Origin of the sequence: Limnochorda sp. LNt, from assembly GCF_035593265.1 — a bacterium.
In the GTDB taxonomy this organism is placed as follows: Bacteria; Bacillota; Limnochordia; order Limnochordales; family Geochordaceae; genus Geochorda; species Geochorda subterranea.
Genome location: NZ_CP141614.1, coordinates 827,622 through 844,726, shown reverse-complemented (window position 1 = coordinate 844,726; position 17,105 = coordinate 827,622). Strand labels below are relative to the sequence as shown.

Here is a 17,105-nt window from a genome sequence, read left to right as displayed (position 1 = left end):
TCCGGCGCCGGGTCGCCGGCCGGGGGCGTCGGACGTACGGCGGCTCGTCCGGACCAGCCGGAGTTGGCCGACCGACGGGGACCCTGCGATTCTCTTTCGGGTCACGGCCTGGCCAGGACGGCCAGGTACGGCAGATGGCGCCAGTCCTCCCGCCAGTCGAGCCCGTACCCGATGAGAAACTCGTCGGGCCCCGCGAAGCCGCGGTACCGGATGGGCAGATCCACCAGCCGCCGGGTGCGGTTGTCGAGCAGGGTGCAGACGTGGAGGCTGGCAGGACGCCGCCCCTCCAGGATGCGCAACAGGTAGCGCAGCGTCAGCCCCGTGTCGATGATGTCCTCGACCATCAGCACGTGACGTCCCGTGATGGGGATGTCCAGGTCCTTGGTGATACGCACCACGCCGGTCTCGTCGGAGCTGCGGCCGTAGCGCGAGATGGCCAGGAAGTCGAGCTGGTGGGGGATCTGGAGGGCACGGCTCAGGTCGGCCAGGAAGTAGATGGCGCCCTTCAGCACGCTGACGAGCACGGGATGCAGATCCCGGTAGTCCTTGCTGATGGCCTCCCCGAGCTGCTGCACGCGCCGGCGGATGGTCGGCTCGTCGTAGACGATCCGTCCGACCGGACCGCCCGGTCTCGTCGCGTCCTCCGCCAAGGGTGACGACCTCGCCTTCGCCTCAGCTGCCCCCGGCTTAAAGGCCAAACTTGCGCAGGAGTTTTTCGTAGTCCCTGCCGTAGAAGACCTTGATGTGGAGGTCGGGGTACAGCTCCTTCAGCCGGCGGATCTTGCGGTTCTTGCGGCTGACCAGCCCCTGCTTCATGGTGGTCAGCTCCACGTAGAGGTCCAGATCGGGCAGGTAGAAGTCGGGCGTGAAGGCCGACGTCACCCGGCCCTGCTCGTCCCACTCCAGCGGAAACGTCGTGGGCTCGTACTGCCACCGGACCCGGTAGAAGTCCAGCACCCGCGCGAACTCCTCCTCGCTCGGGTGCGCGAAGCTGACCCGACCGTCGGGCGGCGCCGGGTGATGGACCGGAGGGGGCGCCCCCTCCGACGCCCGGGCGGCGGGACGCACCGGGGCCTCGCCTGCGGCGAGGCGGGTCGACTCCCGGCCGCGCCAGGCGGCGACGATCAGCCCGGCCGCCGCCGAAGGTGCGAGGCGGTCCGTGTTGATCACCAAGTCGAACCGCTCCGCATCCTCCGCACCGGCCCAGCCGGCCCGGCGCGCCTGCTCGTCCAGCTCCCGCTGCTGGGCGATGGCGAGCCCTGCAGCCTCGGTCTCGCCCAGCCCGTCCTCGGCGGCGATGCGGCGGATGCGGGTGACCCACGGGGCACAGAGCAGGACCCGTAGCCCGTCGGCCCCATCCGCTCCCTCCCGGCTCACGACGAAGGGCCACGCCAGCACGATGGCCGGATCGGGGCGGGCCGAGGCCCGGTGGTCCGGCGCCTCCGGCAGGACACGCCAGCCCGTCAGCGCCGCGACCACTGCGGCCGTCTGCTCCCGCAGCGTACCGCGAAGCCCGGAGAGGATGATCCTGGAAGCCACGCGCCCCTCCACTGGCCTCATCATAGCACACCGGGGGAGCCGGCCCTCCTCGAGGGAGGGAGCCGTCGACGGCAGGGGCGACCGGGCTTTGTTAGAATGAAACGGCACGAGGCCCGACCGGACGGCCCGGGCCACCGTAGGGGTGTGGCATCGTCACATGTCCTGGTCGCGCATGGTCGAAGAGGCGCCCGACGCCGGCTCCTCGCCGCGCCAAGCGGTGCAGCAGCTGGTGCGCTACGCGCAGGTCGGGCCGCCGGCCCGGGAGCTGCCGCAGGCCTTCAGCGAGTTCTTCGGCCCCGACGTGGAGACTCACGAGATCCCGGGCGGCTCCACCGGAGCTCTTTTCGTCGAGTGGTTCTTGTTCGACCGCCCCACCAGCTCGGGCGAGACGCCGGCACGCGAGTACGCGATGGCCTCGCGGGCGCTGTCGGCCCACCAGCGGCGGGCCTTCTTCGACCTGGCGGAGACCGTGCCCGGCTTCTTCGAGGTGGTGGGCTTCGGCCCCGGAGGGATGTGGCTCACCTTCTTCCCCGCCCCGGGTCGACGCGGCACCGGCGAGGCGGGCGCCGACTCCATCTGGGTCGAGGAGCCCGCGGCCGCCCGGCGACTGGCCCGCGGTGACGTCATCTGGACACGCCTGCTGAGGTGGAAGGGGCGCTGGCATCTGGCGACGTGCTGCTTCGTCCTGCCACCCAGCGCCCACGACGTGTTGAGGCCGCTGGCGCGGCTGAGGGCCCGCATGTCGGATGGCGCCTGGCGGCTGCTGATGGGGCGCCTTCAGCCCCAGTTCTTCCGGGACCTGGTGGCCGACTCCGACGACGGCCAGCCGGTGGCCCCGCCCGACGCCATCCCGCTGACCGCGACCGAGCGTCGGTATTACCTGATGGAGGCCCGATCCCTGCTGCAACGCTCCAATCTTCGCCTGGCGCTACAGCGCTACTGGCGGGTGCTGGTGGACGACCCCCGAGACGTGGAGGCACGCCTCGGCGTGGCCCAGGTGCGCGTGGGCCAGGGACGGATCGGGGCGGCCGAGCGCGCCTTCCGGTCGGTCCTGGCCGAGCACCCGGACCATCCCGTCGCCCTCAGCGGGCTGGGGCGGTTGCTGGCGGCTCGTGGCGCCTCCGTCGAGGCGTCCCGGCTCCTGCTGCGCCTCGAGCGCCGGGGGCGCGCCCGGCCCGATGACCTGGCCACCCTGGGGCGCATCGCGCTGCGCCGCGGCCGCCGCGCCGAGGCGGTGCGATGGTTCGAGCGCTGCGTCGAGCAGGCGGCGGAGCACGGCCGGGCCGGTCCCGGGCCGCGGCTTCGGCTGCGGCGGCCGAGGCAGCACTGGAGGTGGGTTGGGACCTGCTCGAGGCGGGCCATGCACCAGAGGCCCGGGCCTTCTTCGAGCGGGCCGCCACCCAGGCACCGACCCGCGAGGCGCGGGCCTCGGCCTGGCACGGGCTGGGGCGATGCCTGGCGCGGGAGGGGCAGCCCCTGGCGGCCGCCGCGGCGCTCCTCACGGCCTTGCGCCTGGGCCTGGGTCAACCCAAGCTGTGGGCCGAGGTAGGCCGCCTCTACGCGAGGGCGCACCGGCTCAAGGAGGCCGAAGGCGCCTACCGCGCCGCGGTGACGCGCCTGCCAGGCTACGTCGAGGGGCTGGTGGGCCTCAGCGGTGTCTTGCTCCGTCAGGGGCGACTCCGGGAGGCGCTGCGGATCGCCCGGCGGGCCTTGGTGATGGCGCCCGAGCACCCGGGGGTGCTGCGGGTGATGGGGGCCTGCCACCTCAAACGAGGCAGCCCGCACCTGGCAGCCGAGCTCCTGGAGCGCGCCCTGCGACGGGACCCGCGGGACCTGTCGGCCCGCCGGTTGCTGCGAGTCGCCCTCGATGCCCTCAACCGACAGGAGGGCCCTGGTCGCGGTCCGGGCGGGGGCCTCGACTCGTAGCGTACCGGGCGATGAGGTCGGCGATCATGGCCTGGGTGCGCTCGATGGCCTCCTCCCGCATGGCATGGAAGTGAGGGGCCTCCTCGAGCTTGGTCTCGATGTTGGCCAGCATCATCCCCTCCACCCTGCGCAAGAACCGCTCCAGCGTCTCGGGATCCACCGCATCCTCGCCCAGCTGGCCCGAGACCGCCATCTCCACGAACTCCTCCAGCGACAGGGGCTGCTCCGAGGCGAGCTCGTTGTACCGCTCCCACAACTCGTCGACCGTCACGGCTGTGCACCGCCTCCCGGTTTACCGTACCCTTCGCCGTCGGGATAGTGGTAGTATAACGAACGGGTGGCGACGCGCCCGGGAGGAGGACCGCGTTGGAGCTGCAGGCCCGCATCGGTCAACGCATCCGGCGGCGCCGGGAAGAGCTGGGCATGACGCAACAGGAGCTCGCGGGCCGCGAACTGACCCGGGGCTTCATCAGCCAGCTGGAGAAGGGCATCGTCATGCCCTCGCTCAAGTCGCTGGAACTGATCGCCTCCCGCCTTTACAAGCCCGTGGCCTACTTCCTGGAGGACAGCCTGGGGGAGTCGACGCCCGACACCCAGCGATGGCTCGTACTGGAGCGGGCATTGTGGCAGCTCCTCGACGGCGAGGCACGCCCGGTCCAGGAGCTGGCCTCCCGCCTGGCCAGCGGGGCGGCGGATGGCCTCGCCCGTGCGGACGACGGCTTCCCGGCCCTCGACATCCTGGCGGGCCTGCTCGCGCTGGTCGAGGGTCGCCCCGACGAGGGCAGCCGCCGGCTGGCACCGGCCGTGCGAGCCCTCAGGGCCAGCGGGCCATCGCGCCTGCTGGCGCTGGTGCTGGCCGTCGAGGGCAGCCAGCTCGCCCGCCTGCAGCGATGGCCGGAGGCCGTGGAGGCCCTGGAGGAGGCGCGACGGCTGCTCCCGGACGGCTCCGTGGAGGAGGCCTGCCTGGGCCGACGTCTCGAGACCTGGCTGGCGGTCGCCTACGCCCATGCGGGCCGCACCGAGGAGGCCCTGCCCCTGCTGGAGTCCCTCTGGCAGCAGGCCGGCCAGCAGCACCAGTATATCTGGCCGGGTGACGTGCTGATGGCCCTCGGGCTCTGCTACGCCGCCAGGGGCGACGAGGCGAGGGCGCTCGAGGCATGGGAGCGGGCGGCGGGCCTGGGGCACCTGCTGGGGTCGGCGCACCTCGAGGCCTCTGCCCTGGCCCTGCAGGCCGCCTCCCTGAGAGAGCGAGGCGAGGGCGCCCGCGCGCTGGAGACGATGGAGCGCGCCTGTGCGGTCCTGCGGCAGACGGGACAGGCGCAGGAGGCCGCCCGGCTCGAGGTGGAGCTGGTGAGGATGCTCTTCGAGCAGGGGCAGGGGGAACGAGCCCTGGCTCGCGCCGCGGCCCTGATGGACGATCCCGCCACGCCTGCCCAGCACCGGGCCCGGCTCTTGCTGGTGTCGGGTCAGAGCCTGGCCCGGATGGGGCGCGTCGCCGAGGCCATCGAGCGCCTCGAGCGCGCCGCCGAGCTCGCCCAGGCCGAGCGGCTGGGGCGGGAGCTGGCCGCCGCCTGCTCGGAGCTGGGGCGGCTCTTGCGCGAGCAGGGCCAGCACGACCGTGCCAGCGAGTACCTGGCCCGGGCACTGGACGTCTACGAACAGACGCTGCATTGATCGAGCGTGGATCGACCACGTGGGGGGGACTCGATGGTGCAGTGGCCATGGCAGCGCCGCCCGGTCTGCCGGATCTGCGGCGCGGACATGACGCGGGAGACCGTGGCCTATTCGGCGCCCGACGCCGAAGGTCGGCCGCGCCGTTGGGAGGGGGTCGTCCAGTACAGCTGCCCCAACGGGTGCACGACGGGATTCCTCGACTTCCGACGGGCCTTCGTGGTAGGAGAGCCCTCCTCCGACCGGCGACTGCGGCGCCAGCAAGTAGCCTGGACCGTCACGGGGATCCTGGTAGCCGTGGGGCTGGTGGCGATGTACGTCCTGTTCATGTACGCCATCGCGGCCATCCCGCTGGCCGGAGCGGTGCGCATCGGGCTGTGGGTCGCCACTACCGTCGGCTTCGCCACCGTGGGGGCACTGCTGGTGCTCCCGGCACGCCGGGAGCGCATCGCCGCGGCATCCGCCCAGGCACCCGCAGCGGCCACACCCGTCTCGCCGGGCTCCCGGCAGACGCCGGCCTGACCCCGCGGGCTGCACGTCAAATGTTGGAGCGCGACTGCCCCCCGTCGACGGGGACGCAGGCGCCGACGACCCAGCGGGCCCGGGGCGAGACGAGGAAGGCCACGACGTCGGCCACCTCCTCCGGCGTGCCGAAACGGCCCGCTGGGATCTCCTGCTCCACGAAGCGCCGGATCCCCTCGGGGTCCGCCTTGCGGCGGCGGTCCCACGAGCCACCGGGGAAGAGGATGGAGCCCGGTGCCACGCAATTGACCCGGATGCCGTCCCGGACCAGCTCGCGCGCCAGCTGCTTGGCGAGGCTGATCTCCGCCGCCTTGGCCGCATTGTAGGCGATGCGCCCGCCGCTCTCCCGCCCCCAGATGGAGGCGATCAGGACGACGGAGCCGCCTCCTCGGGCCTTCATCGAGGGGGCGACCAGGCGCACGGCTCTGGCGGCGGCCACCGCGTTGAGCTCGAAGGCGGCCCGCCACTGCTCGTCGGTGGTGTCCCAGAGCCGCTCCCCGCTGGCCCCGCCCGCGTTGTAGACCAGCACGTCGACGCCGCCGAGACGCTCGCCCACTCGGCCCAGGGCTCGCTCCATGGCGACGGCGTCAGTGGCGTCGGCCGCCACATCCATCACGTCGGCGCCTCTGGCCCGCAACTCGCCGGCGGCCTCCTGCAGGCCCCCTTCCCCCCGGGCGATGAGGGCCAGCCGGCAGCCTTCCCGCCCCAGGGCCGAGGCGATGGCCAGGCCGATGCCCCGGCTCGCGCCCACCACGACCGCGACCTTACCCTTCAGCTCGAGATCCATCCCGCACGGGAGCCTCCTTCCGGTAGCGCCCGGGGCCAGGGGCATGAGGGAGCCCGGCCCGGGGCAAGCTCTGCGGCGAGGGGGTGCGTGCCATGTGGTGGCGTCGTGCCGCGGCCCTCGCCCTGGTTGCCGGCGCCGTCGGGCTGTGGATGCGGGCGACCGGACGGGATCGGCGAGAGCAGCCCAACCGCGTCCGGATGGCCCGCCGGCTGTTGACCCTCGTCAACCTCTGAGGGGTCGTCCCCTACAGTCGTATCTCGTCCTGCAGCACCGCCACCAGCAGATCGACCGCTGCCCGGGCGTCGTCCAGGTCGATGACCTCGCCCGGGGTGTGCAGGTAGCGGGTCGGGATGGAGACGACGGCCGAGGGGATGCCCTCCCGGCTGGTGTGAATGGGCCCGGCATCGGTCCCGCCCCGGTCGAGGACCTCCATCTGAAACGGGATCCCCCGCTGCCGGGCCCGCTGGACCAGCAAGCGCCGCAGACCCGGGTGGCTGATGACCGAGCTGTCCTTGACCTTGATGGCCGCGCCCTTGCCGAGCGCCATGGGCAGCGGCCTCGCCTTGGGGGTGTCGGCGCTGGCGGTGACGTCGACCGCGATGCCGACGTCGGGGGCGACCCGGTAGGCGGCCGGGCGTGCGCCCCGGGCCCCCACCTCCTCCTGCACCGTGAAGACGCCGTACACCTCGTGAGGCGACGAGTCACCCAGCCGGGCCAGCGCCTCCACCACGACCGCGCAGCCGACGCGGTCGTCCAGGGCCTTGCCGACCATGCGACGCCCGACGACGGAGGCGCCCCGCCGGTAGACGGCCATGTCGCCGATCTGCACCCGCTGCAGGGCGTCCTGGCGGCTCGTCGCCCCGATGTCGACGAAGAGCCGCTCGACCTTGAGATCCTTGGGGTCGTCCAGCGGCTCCACGCCGATGACGCCGACGGTGCCGTTGGCGAAGGCCACCTGCTGGCCCACCAGGACCGAGGCCGACAGCCCTCCCACGGGCGCGAAGCGCACGAAGCCCTCGTCGTCCACGTGGGTCACGATGATGCCCACCTCGTCCATGTGAGCCGCCAGCATCACCTTGAGGCCCGAGCCGGCCCCTCGTGGCCGTCGCACCGCGTAGAGGTTGCCCATGGGGTCCTCCACGACCTGGTCCACGAAGGGCGCCACCTGCCGGCGGATCTCCTGACGCACCGCCTCTTCGTGGCCGGAGGGCCCCACCATCTCGCTCAGGCGCGCGATCCGCCCCTCCAGGCTCAACTCCTGCTCCATGGCTCGTCCTCGCACCGCCTTTCTTCCTGCAGCCGCTGCAGCAACCCGGTCCCGGGCAGCTCTCGCAAGAAGGTCTCCACCAGCCGCACCACCGCCTCCAGGTCCCGCAGGCGGGCCAGCGCCACGGGCCCGTGGATGTAGCGGCACGGCACCGAGACGGAGGCCGAGGGCACGCCGCGGCGACTGGTATGGATCTCCCCGGCGTCGTTGGCGCCCATGGCCGTGCGACGCCACTGATAGGGGATGCCATGCCGCTCGGCCAGGCCGCTCAGCGCTCGCACCAGCTCCGGGTGGGCGATGGAGCTGCGGTCCATGACGCTGAGCACGGCGCCCTCCCCGAGACGGGTGGCCTCCTCGTGGGGTTCGCGGCCGGGCAGATCCGCGCAGACCGTGCCCTCCAGCACGAGGGCCATCGAGGGGGCGACCCGATAGGCCGCGACGCGGGCACCTCGCAGGCCCACCTCCTCCTGGACCGTGAAGACGCCCACCACCGTGACCGGGTAGTCACCCCGCAAGAGCTCCAGCAGCGCCGTGCAGCCGACCCGGTCGTCGAGCGCCTTGCCGCAGACCCCGTCGGCTCCCACGGTGCACCACTGCGCCTCGAAGACCGCCCGGTCGCCGACGCGGACCACCCGCTCGGCCTGCTCCCGGCTCTCGGCCCCGATGTCGATGAAGAGCTGGGAGGCCTCCTCCACGCGGCCTCGCTCGTCCTCCCCCTGCAGGTGGACGGGCTTGACGCCGATGACGCCGGGTACGCCCTCGGGCCCGATCCGGACCGCCTTGCCGGGCAGCAGCCGGTCGTCGATGCCCCCCACCTTCTTGAAGCGAAGGGTGCCGTCGCTCTCGATGAACGAGACCATCAGCCCCACTTCGTCCATGTGGGCCGCCAGCATCACCACGGGCCCGTCGTCGCCGGCGCGGGGCCTTCGCGTCACCATCACGTTGCCCATCGTATCGGTCTCGACGCGGTCGGCTGGGACCGAGGCGCGCAGCTTCTCCAGGATGCGACGGCGCACCTCGTCCTCGGCCCCCGACACCCCCGCCGCCCGCGACAGGTGCTCCAGGTCGGCCAGGAGTCGCGCGGATCGGGAGTCCTGCAAGGTCATCGTCCCCTCACTCCCACCTGGCGAGCTGCTCGACCCAGCCCGCGTGCACCCGTGCCACGAAGTGCGCGAGGAGCCTCGCCGTCTGCTGCACGTCGGAGACCTGGACCACCTCGGTGGGGCCGTGCATGTAGCGCAAGGGGACCGAGACGAGGCCCGTCGGCACGCCCTGCCGGCTCACCTGGATGGCCCAGGCGTCGGTCCCGGAGCGCCCCGGGATGGCCTCCACCTGGTGCGGGACCCCGTGCTCGCGAGCCGTCTCCGTCAGCGCCTCCACCACGCGCGGGTGCATGTTGGCCCCGATGGCGATGGCGGGCCCCCTGCCCAGCTCGACCACGTCCGGCTCGCTCACCAGCCGCTGGCGGGCGAAGGTGACATCCACGACGATGGCCACGTCGGGCTCCACGTGGAAGGCGCTGACGGCGGCGCCTCGCAGGCCCACCTCCTCTTGCACCGTCGCCACGGCGTAGACGTCGGCCTCGTGCCGCAGCTCCTGCAGGCGGCGCATGGCCTCCACCACGGCGGCCACGCTGGCGCGGTTGTCGAGGGCCTTGCCGGCCAGGCGGTCGCCCAGCAGCTGCAGCGGCGCCTGGGCCACCGTCACCAGGTCGCCCACCGCGATGCGCCGCTCGGCCTCGTCCTGGGACAGCCCGCAGTCGACGAAGAGCTCCTCCCACCGGGGCAGCCTGGCCCTGCTCCCGTCGGCCGTCAGGTGAGGCGGTGGATGGCCGATGATGCCGGGAAGCGGGCCCTCCGCGGCGTGCACCACGACCTGCCGCCCCAGCAGTGTCTGCACGTTGACGCCACCGATGGGCTGCACCCGCAGGAAGCCGCCTCGCTCGATGCGGCTCACCACCATGCCGATCTCGTCCAGATGGGCGGCCAACATAACCCGCGGAGCCCCCGCGGCCCCCGTCCGGCTTCGACGGAGCCCCACGCAGTTGCCCAGCCGGTCCGTGCGCACCTCGTCGACGAAAGGCCCCAGCTCCTGGGCCACCAGGTCGGCGACCTCACGCTCGTGACCCGAGACGCCCACGGCCTGCGACAGGCGGGTGAGCAAGGCCGTGGTCGTGCGGGCCATGCCGTCCTCCATCGTCCGCTTGCCCCTCTCCGGCCTACCGGAAGGAAGATGGACCCGCCCCGCAAAGTAACCGCCCCCTGGAGGCGAGTCCTCCAAGGTGGGTGGCTTTCGACCCGGACGGGGTCCCACCTCCTGCACGCATGGTGCGACGGGCGAAAGGCAGGCTTGCGTAGCATGACCGAGACGCGGCCATCCGATGGTATCGTGGGGCCAGGCTCGTGGTCGCTGCACCGGCGAGCGATCCAGGCCCTGGTGGGCGGCGTCAACAGCCCCTCCAGGGGACTGGAGGCCGTGGGTGGAGGCGCCCCGCCCTACATCGCGCGGGCCGACGGAGCCTACCTGTTCGACGTGGACGGCCGTGCCTACGTCGATTACGTGCAGGCCTTCGGCGCGCTCATCCTGGGACACGCCCGCCCCGACCTGCGCGAGGCCGTCGTGCGAGCCCTGGAGCGGGGTGTGCTCTTCGGGGCGTGCCACGAGATGGAGGTGCGCCTCGCCGAGCGCCTCCAGGTCGTGATGGGTGCGATGTGCGAGCGGGTGCGCTTCACCGCCTCCGGCACCGAGGCCGTCATGACCGCCGTACGCCTGGCCCGGGCAGCCACCGGCCGGAGGCTCCTGGTCAAGTTCGCTGGCAGCTATCACGGTCACTTCGACGCCGTCCTCGTGGGAGCCGGATCGGGGGCCTCGACGCTGGGCCTCGACGAGAGCGCCGGCATCCCCGACGGCGTCAAGGCCGACGTGGCCACCCTCCCCTACAACGACGCCGAAACCGCCGAGCGCTTCCTTCGTGAGCGGGGCGACGAGGTGGCCTGCGTGCTGGTGGAGCCCATCGTGGGCAACTTCGGCCTGGTCGAGCCCGAGCCGGGCTTCCTCCAGCGACTGGCGCGAGCCGCCCGTCGGGCCGGTGCCCTGGTCATCTTCGACGAGGTGATCACGGCCTTCCGGTTCGGGCCGGGGCCCGTCTATCCCCAGCTGGGGGTGGAGCCCGACCTCATCACCTTCGGCAAGATCCTGGGCGGCGGGCTGCCCATCGGCGGCTACGGCGGGCGGCGTGCCATCATGGAGCAGGTGGCACCCGTGGGGCCGGTCTACCAGGACGGCACGTGGGCGGGGCACCCCCTCTCCATGGCCTCAGCCCTGGCCACCCTGGAGATCCTGACCGCCGAGACGGACCTCTACCCGCGCCTGGGTCGCCTGGGCCAGGCACTGGCGCAAGGGGTGCGGGACCTGGCCGCCCGTCACGGGGTGCCGGTGGTGGTGCACCAGCGCGGTGGTGCGGTCTGCGCCTTCTTCACGCGAGAGCCGGAGGTGCGCGACTTCGGGGGGGTGCAGCGCTCGGACGCCCGGGCTTTCGCGACGTTCTTCCGCAGCATGCTGGCCCGGGGCATCCTGCTGCCGCCGTCGCCCTACGAGGTCTGGTACGTGTCGGCCGCGCACGGCGAAGAGGAGATCGACAAGACCCTGCAGGCTATCGATCGGGCCATGGCCGACGTGGCACGGGCGGCCTGAGATGGGGTCAGGTGGGCCTCAGGCGCCTCCTCTGGATGCGGCACAAGACCGGCCCAGCTGCCCGGGACTCCCCGGAGGGCGAGGCACCCTGGCCCCAACCGACCCAGGCCGCGACATCCTGAATCTGCACCCGGCCGGCCCCGGCGCGCCACGCATCGGCCCCCCGACCGAGGGCGGCGGGGTCCGCCGCCACGACGGCTGCCGCCAGCCGCTCGTGGACTCGCGCCTCGGGCGAGCCATCCTCCCCTGCCGGAGGCCGGCTCCACAAGGGCAACGCCCCTGGCGGCCAGGGCTCGTGACTGCCGGGGGTCTCCGCTCGTGCCAGCTGCACCCGGCACGGCAGGGTCACCACCGTCGCGTCCCCGTCGCCCAGCACCACCCACGTGGCCCCGGGACCCTCCCGGCGCCGGACGCCGCCGCCAGGGCGGCGTAGGCCTGCCCCAGGCCGCCCACGACGCCGGCCACGGCAGCGACGCCGGCCAGGCCACCGCGAGGGGCCGTCGGGGCCGGCCGCGTCGGGCCACGTCTCGGCGTGGCACGCCAGTGCGCACGCCAGGGCCTGCGCCGCGGGGTCGTGCCACCGGGCAGGTCCGGTGCACAGCATGGCGGCGTCGATCCCGGTCGAGGCCAGGCCCGTCCTCAGGTTTTCGAAGAGCAGGGCCCTCAGGGGCTCCGACCAGGGCGCGAGCGGGTCGCCCTCCAGCCGCCCTGCCGCGAAGACGATGGACTGCTCCCGATTGGCGTGGTCGAGCTGCACCCGGCGATCGGGCCGGGCCCTCGCCAGCAGCACGACCCGCTGCTCGCTCGCCAGCGCCACACGGGGCGTGAGCCACAACAGGGTCGGCAGCGAGACGAGCCGCAGCGGATCCCGGGAGGACCCCCAGCGCTGGACCAGCCGCCGGTAGAGCCACCGCACCTGCCGCTCCAGGCCATCCGGCGGCAGCTCCACCCATCGTGGCGAGACGACCGGTGCCGTCGGGCCGTCGGCAACGGGCGCGATCGGGGTCACCGGCTCGTCTCGGCTCGTGCGGTCATGTCGCCTCCAGGGCCATCGCCAGGTGCGCACCGCGGCATGCCCCCCGCTGGTCGCCTGCGGGCCCCGCTCAGGGGCCCCCGTCGCCTGCCACGCCGTCGACGCCCTCCGCTGCCCAGCCGTCGCCCCACGTGCCGTCGGCCCCGTCCTGTCCATGCGGATAGAGCGCTGGCGTCGCCTGGCCGTCGAGCCGCGCCAGGATGCGCCGCAAGTAGGGGCTGGCGAGCTCGCCGCTCCGGATGGCACCGGCCAGACGCGCCACCTCGGCATTATACCCGGCCGCCGCTAGCGCCCCCAGGATCTCGCCGCGCATCAGCTCGTCGTCCGTGCGCTCGAAGACCGCCAGCAGGCTCCGCACGCCCTCCTCCCGCCCCAGGCGCACGACCGGGCCCACCACGCTGAGCCGCACATCCTCGCAGGGATCCTCGACGAGCGCCAGCACCCGCTCGACGAGTTGCGCCGGGGGTGTGCCCGCCCCCGGGTGCGAGCTCAGCCAGCGGTCCGCGCTCTCGGCGGCCAGCGCCCGTATCTCCGGCACGGGATCCTCCATCCCGAGGCTCAGCAGATCCAGCACCCAGGGGCTGGAGACGCCCGCCAGGGCCATGACCGCGAGGCGCCGCACCCCCCGGTCCGGATCCTGCATCAGCTGACGGGCCACGGCTGCATCCCGGTCGAGGAGAGGGGCCAGGCGCTCGGGCACCCCGGCCCACCCCTCCGCCAACTCGGGCCCGGCGGCCTGCGCGAGCAGGCGCACCACGTCAACGAAGCCGTGATGACCGTCCCTCGCCTGCAGCCGCTCCTGCTCGTCGTCGACCGAGCCCCGGAAGGCGCCCCGTGCCGCCTCCGCCACCTCCTGCGGTCCCCCTCTCCCCGACTAACAAAAGGGTCGCCGGGAGTACCGCCCGACCGGTCTCCCCCAGCGACCGCACCACGCATCCAGGACCCGGGGCCTGCTTCGACGTCCAGGAGGGCCTCCCCTCCAGGACCTGGGACCCTAACCTTTCATTTCCTCGCGCCGTCCCGCAGGATAGCCCGCCGGGCCGCCTCCTGCGCGTCGATGACCGCCACGGCCGCGATGTTGACGATGTCCTCCACGTCGTCTCCCCGCTGCAGGACGTGCACGGGACGCTCCGAGCCCATCAGGATCGGGCCGATGGCCTCCGCGCCGCCGAGCCGCGCCAGGAGCTTGTAGGCCACGTTGGCCGCCTCCAGGTCGGGGAAGACCAGCACGTTGGCGCTCCCGTACGGGGCCAGGGCCGAGAAGGGATAGGACTGTTGCAGGATCTCCGGCACCACGGCCGTGTCGGCCTGCATCTCGCCGTCGACCACCAGGTCCGGGCGCCGGCTCCGCACCAGCTCCGCTGCCAGCCGCACCTTCTCGGCCAGGGGGTGGCGGGTCGATCCGAAGTTGGAGAAGGAGAGCATGGCGATGCGGGGCTCGATGCCCAGGGATCTCGCCCGGTCGGCCGTCAGGATGGCGATCTCGGCGAGATCTTCGGCGGACGGCTCGATGTTGACGGTCGCGTCGGTGAAGAAGTAGACCTGGTCCCGCACGATCATGACGTAGCAGCCCGCCACCCGGTGGACGCCCTCGATGGGTCGAATCACCTGCAAGGCCGGTCGCAGCACGTCGGGGTAGTGATAGGTGAGCCCCGCCACGAACGCGTCCGCGTCGCCCGTCTCCACCATCAGCACGCCGAAGTAGTTGGGCTGGCGCACCAGCTCCTCGGCCTCCCGCAGCGTCACCCCCCGGCGCTGGCGCAGCTCATACAGTCGCTGCACGTACGCCCCCAGGCGCGGGTGCGTGGAGGGCCAGACGACCTCGATGCCGTTTGGCCGCAGGCCCAGCTGCTCCATCCGCGAGCGGACGGACTCCTCGCGCCCCACCAGGATGGGGCGGGCGATCCCCTCGTCGCGCAGGATGGCCGCCGCCCGGATGATCTTGGGCTCCTCGCCCTCGCTGAAGACGACCCGCTTGGGCTCTCGGGCCGCCTTGACCAGGATGCTGCGGCGCAGCTCCCGCCCCTTGCCCATGCGTCGGGCCAGGCTCTCCCGGTACTCCTCGATGTCGATCTGGACCCGCGCCACCCCGCTCTCCATCGCGGCGCGGGCCACGGCCGGGGCGACCCACGTCAGCACCCGAGGATCGAGGGGCTTGGGGATGAGGTACTCCGGCCCGAAGTGCAGCGAGTCGAGCCCGTACGCCCGTAGCACCGAGTCGGGCACGTCCTGGCGGGCCAGGTCGGCCAGCGCTCGGCAGGCCGCGATCTTCATGGGCTCGTTGATGGCGCGGGCCCGCACGTCGAGGGCGCCCCGAAAGATGAAGGGGAAGCCCAGGACGTTGTTGACCTGGTTGGGGTAGTCGGAGCGGCCCGTGGCGACGATGGCGTCGGGCCGGGCCGCCTTGGCCTCATCATAGGGGATCTCGGGATCCGGGTTGGCCAGTGCGAAGATGATGGGCCGGTCGCCCATGGCCCGGACCATGTCGGGCGTCACCAGCCCGGCGGCGGAGAGACCCAAGAAGACGTCGGCGCCCTCCATGGCCTCGGCCAGGGTCCGACGCGAGGTGGGTCGGGCGAAGCGAGCCTTGTAAGGGTTGATCCCCTCGGTCCGGCCCTCGTAGATGACGCCCTTGCTGTCGACCATCAGGATGTTTTCACGGCGTACCCCCAGGGCGATCCAGAACTCGCCGCAGGCGATGCCCGAGGCGCCGGCCCCGCTGATGACCACCTTGACCTCGTCGATGGCCTTGCCCGCCAGCTCCAGGGCGTTGAGCAGGGCGGCCCCGGAGATGATGGCCGTCCCGTGCTGGTCGTCGTGGAAGACGGGGATGCTCATGATGGAGCGCAGGCGCTCCTCGATGTAGAAGCACTCGGGGGCCTTGATGTCCTCGAGGTTGATCCCTCCGAAGGTGGGCTCCAGGGACTTGACCACCCGGACGACCTCGTCGGGGTCGGTGGCATCGATCTCCAGGTCGAAGACGTCGATGTCCGCGAAGCGCTTGAAGAGCACCCCCTTGCCCTCCATGACGGGCTTGCCCGCCAGCGCTCCCACGTCGCCCAGCCCCAGCACCGCGGTGCCGTTGGAGATGACGGCCACCAGGTTGCCCTTGGCCGTGTAGCGGTAGGCGTCGTCGGGATGGCGGGCGATGGCCCGCACCGGCTCGGCCACTCCCGGCGTGTAGGCCATCGAGAGGTCCCGCTGGGTGGCGCAAGGCTTGGTGACGACCACCTCGATCTTGCCGGGACGCCCTCGCTCGTGATAGGCGAGGGCCTCTTCGACCGTGACCCGGATCATGCTGCGTCCCACCCTCCGTCTCTGGACCGATCCACCCCGCGCGTGCGTGCAGCGCGCAGCGCGCTGTCCACAATCTACCTTCGCCGCCGCCGGTCTCGCTCCTGGCCAGCGGCGGGGAGAGGCGGTCGGCGACCTTTTGCCCGTGGTGACACCGTGATAGACTGCCCCTTGTGTGGAGGGGAGAGGGGGGCTCACCTACGGGGCGAGGCGTCGTCGCACCCGCCGCGGTCTCTGCCATCGCCTATGTCGTGATGGGGCTCGAGCTGGGCGCCTTCGGGCCGGCCATCGCCGAGTGGATGCAGGCGTTCGCTACGGGACCCGCCACCATCGGCCTGGTCTTCAGCACCTCCTCGGTGGGGGCCATGGCCGCGACGCTCGGGTACGCGCCCGCCGTGGCCCGCCACGGGCTTCGCACGGTCCTGGTGGCCGGCGCGGCCCTCTTCGGCCTGGGTCTGGGAGCCGCCGCGGCGGCGGTGAGCCCGGCGATGCTGCTGGCGGGGTTCGTGGCGGCGGGCGCGGGTTTCGGCGCGCTCGACTCGGGCATCAATCACCTTTACGTGCGCCTCTTCCCGGGAGCTCGGGCCGTGGCGCTCAACCTGGTGCATCTCTTCTTTGCCATCGGAGCGGCGGTGGCGCCCGTCACCATGGCCCTGGTCCTGCCCGTGGTGGGCTGGAGGGCCACCTACGCGACCCTGGCGGCCGCGGGGCTGGTGCTGGCGCCCGCCCTCTACGTCACCTGTCCGGTGGCACCCGCCCTCCGGCAGGGCGAGCCGGCTCGCGCGACGGCCGCCTGGCGATGGTTGGGTGCGGTGCTCGCCCCCGCGGTGGCCATGGCGCTCTACGTGGGCGTCGAGGTGACGGTGAGCGGCTGGGTCTACTCCTTCCTGGCCCAGGAGGCCCAGGCGCCACCCGTGCTAGCAGGGGCCGGGGTCTCGGTCTTTTGGGCAGGGCTCGCGGCCGGACGTCTCGCGCTGGGGCCTGCGGTCGAGCGCGCCGGCTACCGTGCGTCGCTCGTGGTAGGGGCCGGCGTGGCCGGTGCGAGCCTGCTGGCGGCGGTACTGCCGGTCGGGCCGGTGGCGGCGGTGGCCCTGCTCGGCTTGTGCGGCCTCGCCATGAGCATCATCTTTCCCACCCTCATGGCGCTGGCCAGCACGCGCGTCCCCCCGGCCGATGAGGCGACCGCTGCAGCGACGGCCGTCATGCTGCTGGCCGCTTCCGCCGGCAACATGACCTTGCCGGCCCTGGCGGGCACCGCGGCCGGTTGGGCAGACCTGGGGGTCGTCATCGCCGCCCTGGGGTTGCTCCTGCCGGCCGGCTTCGTGCTGACCCTTGCGCCGGCGGCTTCAACGGTGCCGCAGGCTCCCGGCGGC

15 protein-coding genes and 3 pseudogenes are annotated in these 17,105 nt (G+C 72.8%); 8 read left to right on the top strand and 10 right to left on the bottom strand.

Features of this window, described 5'->3' with window-relative positions:
• Positions 1–101: 101 nt before the first annotated feature.
• The gene (gene hpt, locus VLY81_RS03960; protein ID WP_324669731.1) at positions 102–650 is read right to left on the bottom strand and encodes a hypoxanthine phosphoribosyltransferase; all 549 of its coding nucleotides are present in this window, start codon (positions 648–650) and stop codon (positions 102–104) included.
• A gap of 37 nt (positions 651–687) precedes the next feature.
• The gene (locus VLY81_RS03955; protein WP_324669730.1) at positions 688–1,539 is read right to left on the bottom strand and encodes a hypothetical protein; all 852 of its coding nucleotides are present in this window, start codon (positions 1,537–1,539) and stop codon (positions 688–690) included.
• Between the two features lie 157 nt (positions 1,540–1,696).
• Between VLY81_RS03955 and VLY81_RS03950 the strand changes: the two are divergent.
• The 3 genes and pseudogenes from VLY81_RS03950 to VLY81_RS03945 all read left to right on the top strand — a co-directional run.
• Positions 1,697–2,698, top strand: a pseudogene (locus VLY81_RS03950) (tetratricopeptide repeat protein); the annotation flags it as partial.
• An 80-nt stretch (positions 2,699–2,778) separates the two neighbouring features.
• A pseudogene (locus VLY81_RS14525) lies at positions 2,779–2,997 on the top strand (hypothetical protein); the annotation flags it as partial.
• Positions 2,983–3,465: a tetratricopeptide repeat protein gene (locus VLY81_RS03945; protein ID WP_405001324.1), complete on the top strand. Its 483-nt coding sequence runs from the start codon at positions 2,983–2,985 to the stop codon at positions 3,463–3,465. The pseudogene VLY81_RS14525 and the gene VLY81_RS03945, both read left to right, overlap by 15 nt.
• On the opposite strand, the gene VLY81_RS03940 is transcribed toward VLY81_RS03945, so the two are convergent.
• Positions 3,413–3,736: a hypothetical protein gene (locus VLY81_RS03940; protein WP_324669727.1), complete on the bottom strand. Its 324-nt coding sequence runs from the start codon at positions 3,734–3,736 to the stop codon at positions 3,413–3,415. The genes VLY81_RS03945 and VLY81_RS03940 overlap by 53 nt on opposite strands.
• A gap of 95 nt (positions 3,737–3,831) precedes the next feature.
• Between VLY81_RS03940 and VLY81_RS03935 the strand changes: the two genes are divergently transcribed.
• Together VLY81_RS03935 and VLY81_RS03930 are read left to right on the top strand one after the other, a co-directional pair.
• Positions 3,832–5,139: a helix-turn-helix transcriptional regulator gene (locus VLY81_RS03935; RefSeq protein WP_324669726.1), complete on the top strand. Its 1,308-nt coding sequence runs from the start codon at positions 3,832–3,834 to the stop codon at positions 5,137–5,139.
• A 33-nt stretch (positions 5,140–5,172) separates the two neighbouring features.
• Positions 5,173–5,658: a hypothetical protein gene (locus VLY81_RS03930; RefSeq protein ID WP_324669725.1), complete on the top strand. Its 486-nt coding sequence runs from the start codon at positions 5,173–5,175 to the stop codon at positions 5,656–5,658.
• A 16-nt stretch (positions 5,659–5,674) separates the two neighbouring features.
• On the opposite strand, the gene VLY81_RS03925 is transcribed toward VLY81_RS03930, so the two are convergent.
• Complete coding sequence (locus VLY81_RS03925; protein WP_324669724.1) at positions 5,675–6,445, bottom strand: SDR family NAD(P)-dependent oxidoreductase; 771 nt, start codon at positions 6,443–6,445, stop codon at positions 5,675–5,677.
• A 92-nt stretch (positions 6,446–6,537) separates the two neighbouring features.
• Between VLY81_RS03925 and VLY81_RS03920 the strand changes: the two genes are divergently transcribed.
• Complete coding sequence (locus tag VLY81_RS03920; protein ID WP_324669723.1) at positions 6,538–6,678, top strand: hypothetical protein; 141 nt, start codon at positions 6,538–6,540, stop codon at positions 6,676–6,678.
• Between the two features lie 11 nt (positions 6,679–6,689).
• On the opposite strand, the gene VLY81_RS03915 is transcribed toward VLY81_RS03920, so the two are convergent.
• The 3 genes from VLY81_RS03915 to VLY81_RS03905 are packed head-to-tail and all read right to left on the bottom strand — an operon-like array spanning position 6,690 to position 9,908.
• Complete coding sequence (locus VLY81_RS03915) at positions 6,690–7,712, bottom strand: M42 family metallopeptidase (protein WP_324669722.1); 1,023 nt, start codon at positions 7,710–7,712, stop codon at positions 6,690–6,692.
• Complete coding sequence (locus tag VLY81_RS03910) at positions 7,697–8,818, bottom strand: M42 family metallopeptidase (protein WP_324669721.1); 1,122 nt, start codon at positions 8,816–8,818, stop codon at positions 7,697–7,699. The genes VLY81_RS03915 and VLY81_RS03910 overlap by 16 nt, the downstream gene beginning before the upstream one ends.
• 7 nt (positions 8,819–8,825) lie before the next feature.
• Positions 8,826–9,908 carry a M42 family metallopeptidase gene (locus VLY81_RS03905; protein ID WP_324669720.1) on the bottom strand — a complete coding sequence of 361 codons (1,083 nt, stop codon included), beginning with the start codon at positions 9,906–9,908 and terminating at the stop codon, positions 8,826–8,828.
• 162 nt (positions 9,909–10,070) lie between these two features.
• Here VLY81_RS03905 and VLY81_RS03900 point away from each other — a divergent pair, with 162 nt between their 5' ends.
• Positions 10,071–11,405, top strand: a complete 1,335-nt coding sequence (locus tag VLY81_RS03900) for an aspartate aminotransferase family protein (protein ID WP_324669719.1) — start codon at positions 10,071–10,073, stop codon at positions 11,403–11,405.
• Between the two features lie 7 nt (positions 11,406–11,412).
• Here VLY81_RS03900 and VLY81_RS03895 read toward each other — a convergent pair whose 3' ends face one another.
• The 3 genes from VLY81_RS03895 to VLY81_RS03885 form a co-directional block, all read right to left on the bottom strand.
• Entirely contained in the window at positions 11,413–12,414 is a 1,002-nt protein-coding gene (locus VLY81_RS03895; protein ID WP_324669718.1) for a hypothetical protein, read from the bottom strand.
• A gap of 94 nt (positions 12,415–12,508) precedes the next feature.
• Positions 12,509–13,288 carry a HEAT repeat domain-containing protein gene (locus tag VLY81_RS03890; protein ID WP_324669717.1) on the bottom strand — a complete coding sequence of 260 codons (780 nt, stop codon included), beginning with the start codon at positions 13,286–13,288 and terminating at the stop codon, positions 12,509–12,511.
• Positions 13,289–13,440: 152 nt separating this feature from the next.
• A complete protein-coding gene (locus VLY81_RS03885; RefSeq protein WP_324669716.1) occupies positions 13,441–15,735 on the bottom strand; it encodes an NADP-dependent malic enzyme in 2,295 nt (764 codons plus the stop codon).
• Between the two features lie 170 nt (positions 15,736–15,905).
• On the opposite strand from VLY81_RS03885, the pseudogene VLY81_RS03880 reads away from it, so the two are divergent.
• A pseudogene (locus VLY81_RS03880) lies at positions 15,906–17,090 on the top strand (MFS transporter); the annotation flags it as partial.
• Positions 17,091–17,105: the final 15 nt, after the last annotated feature.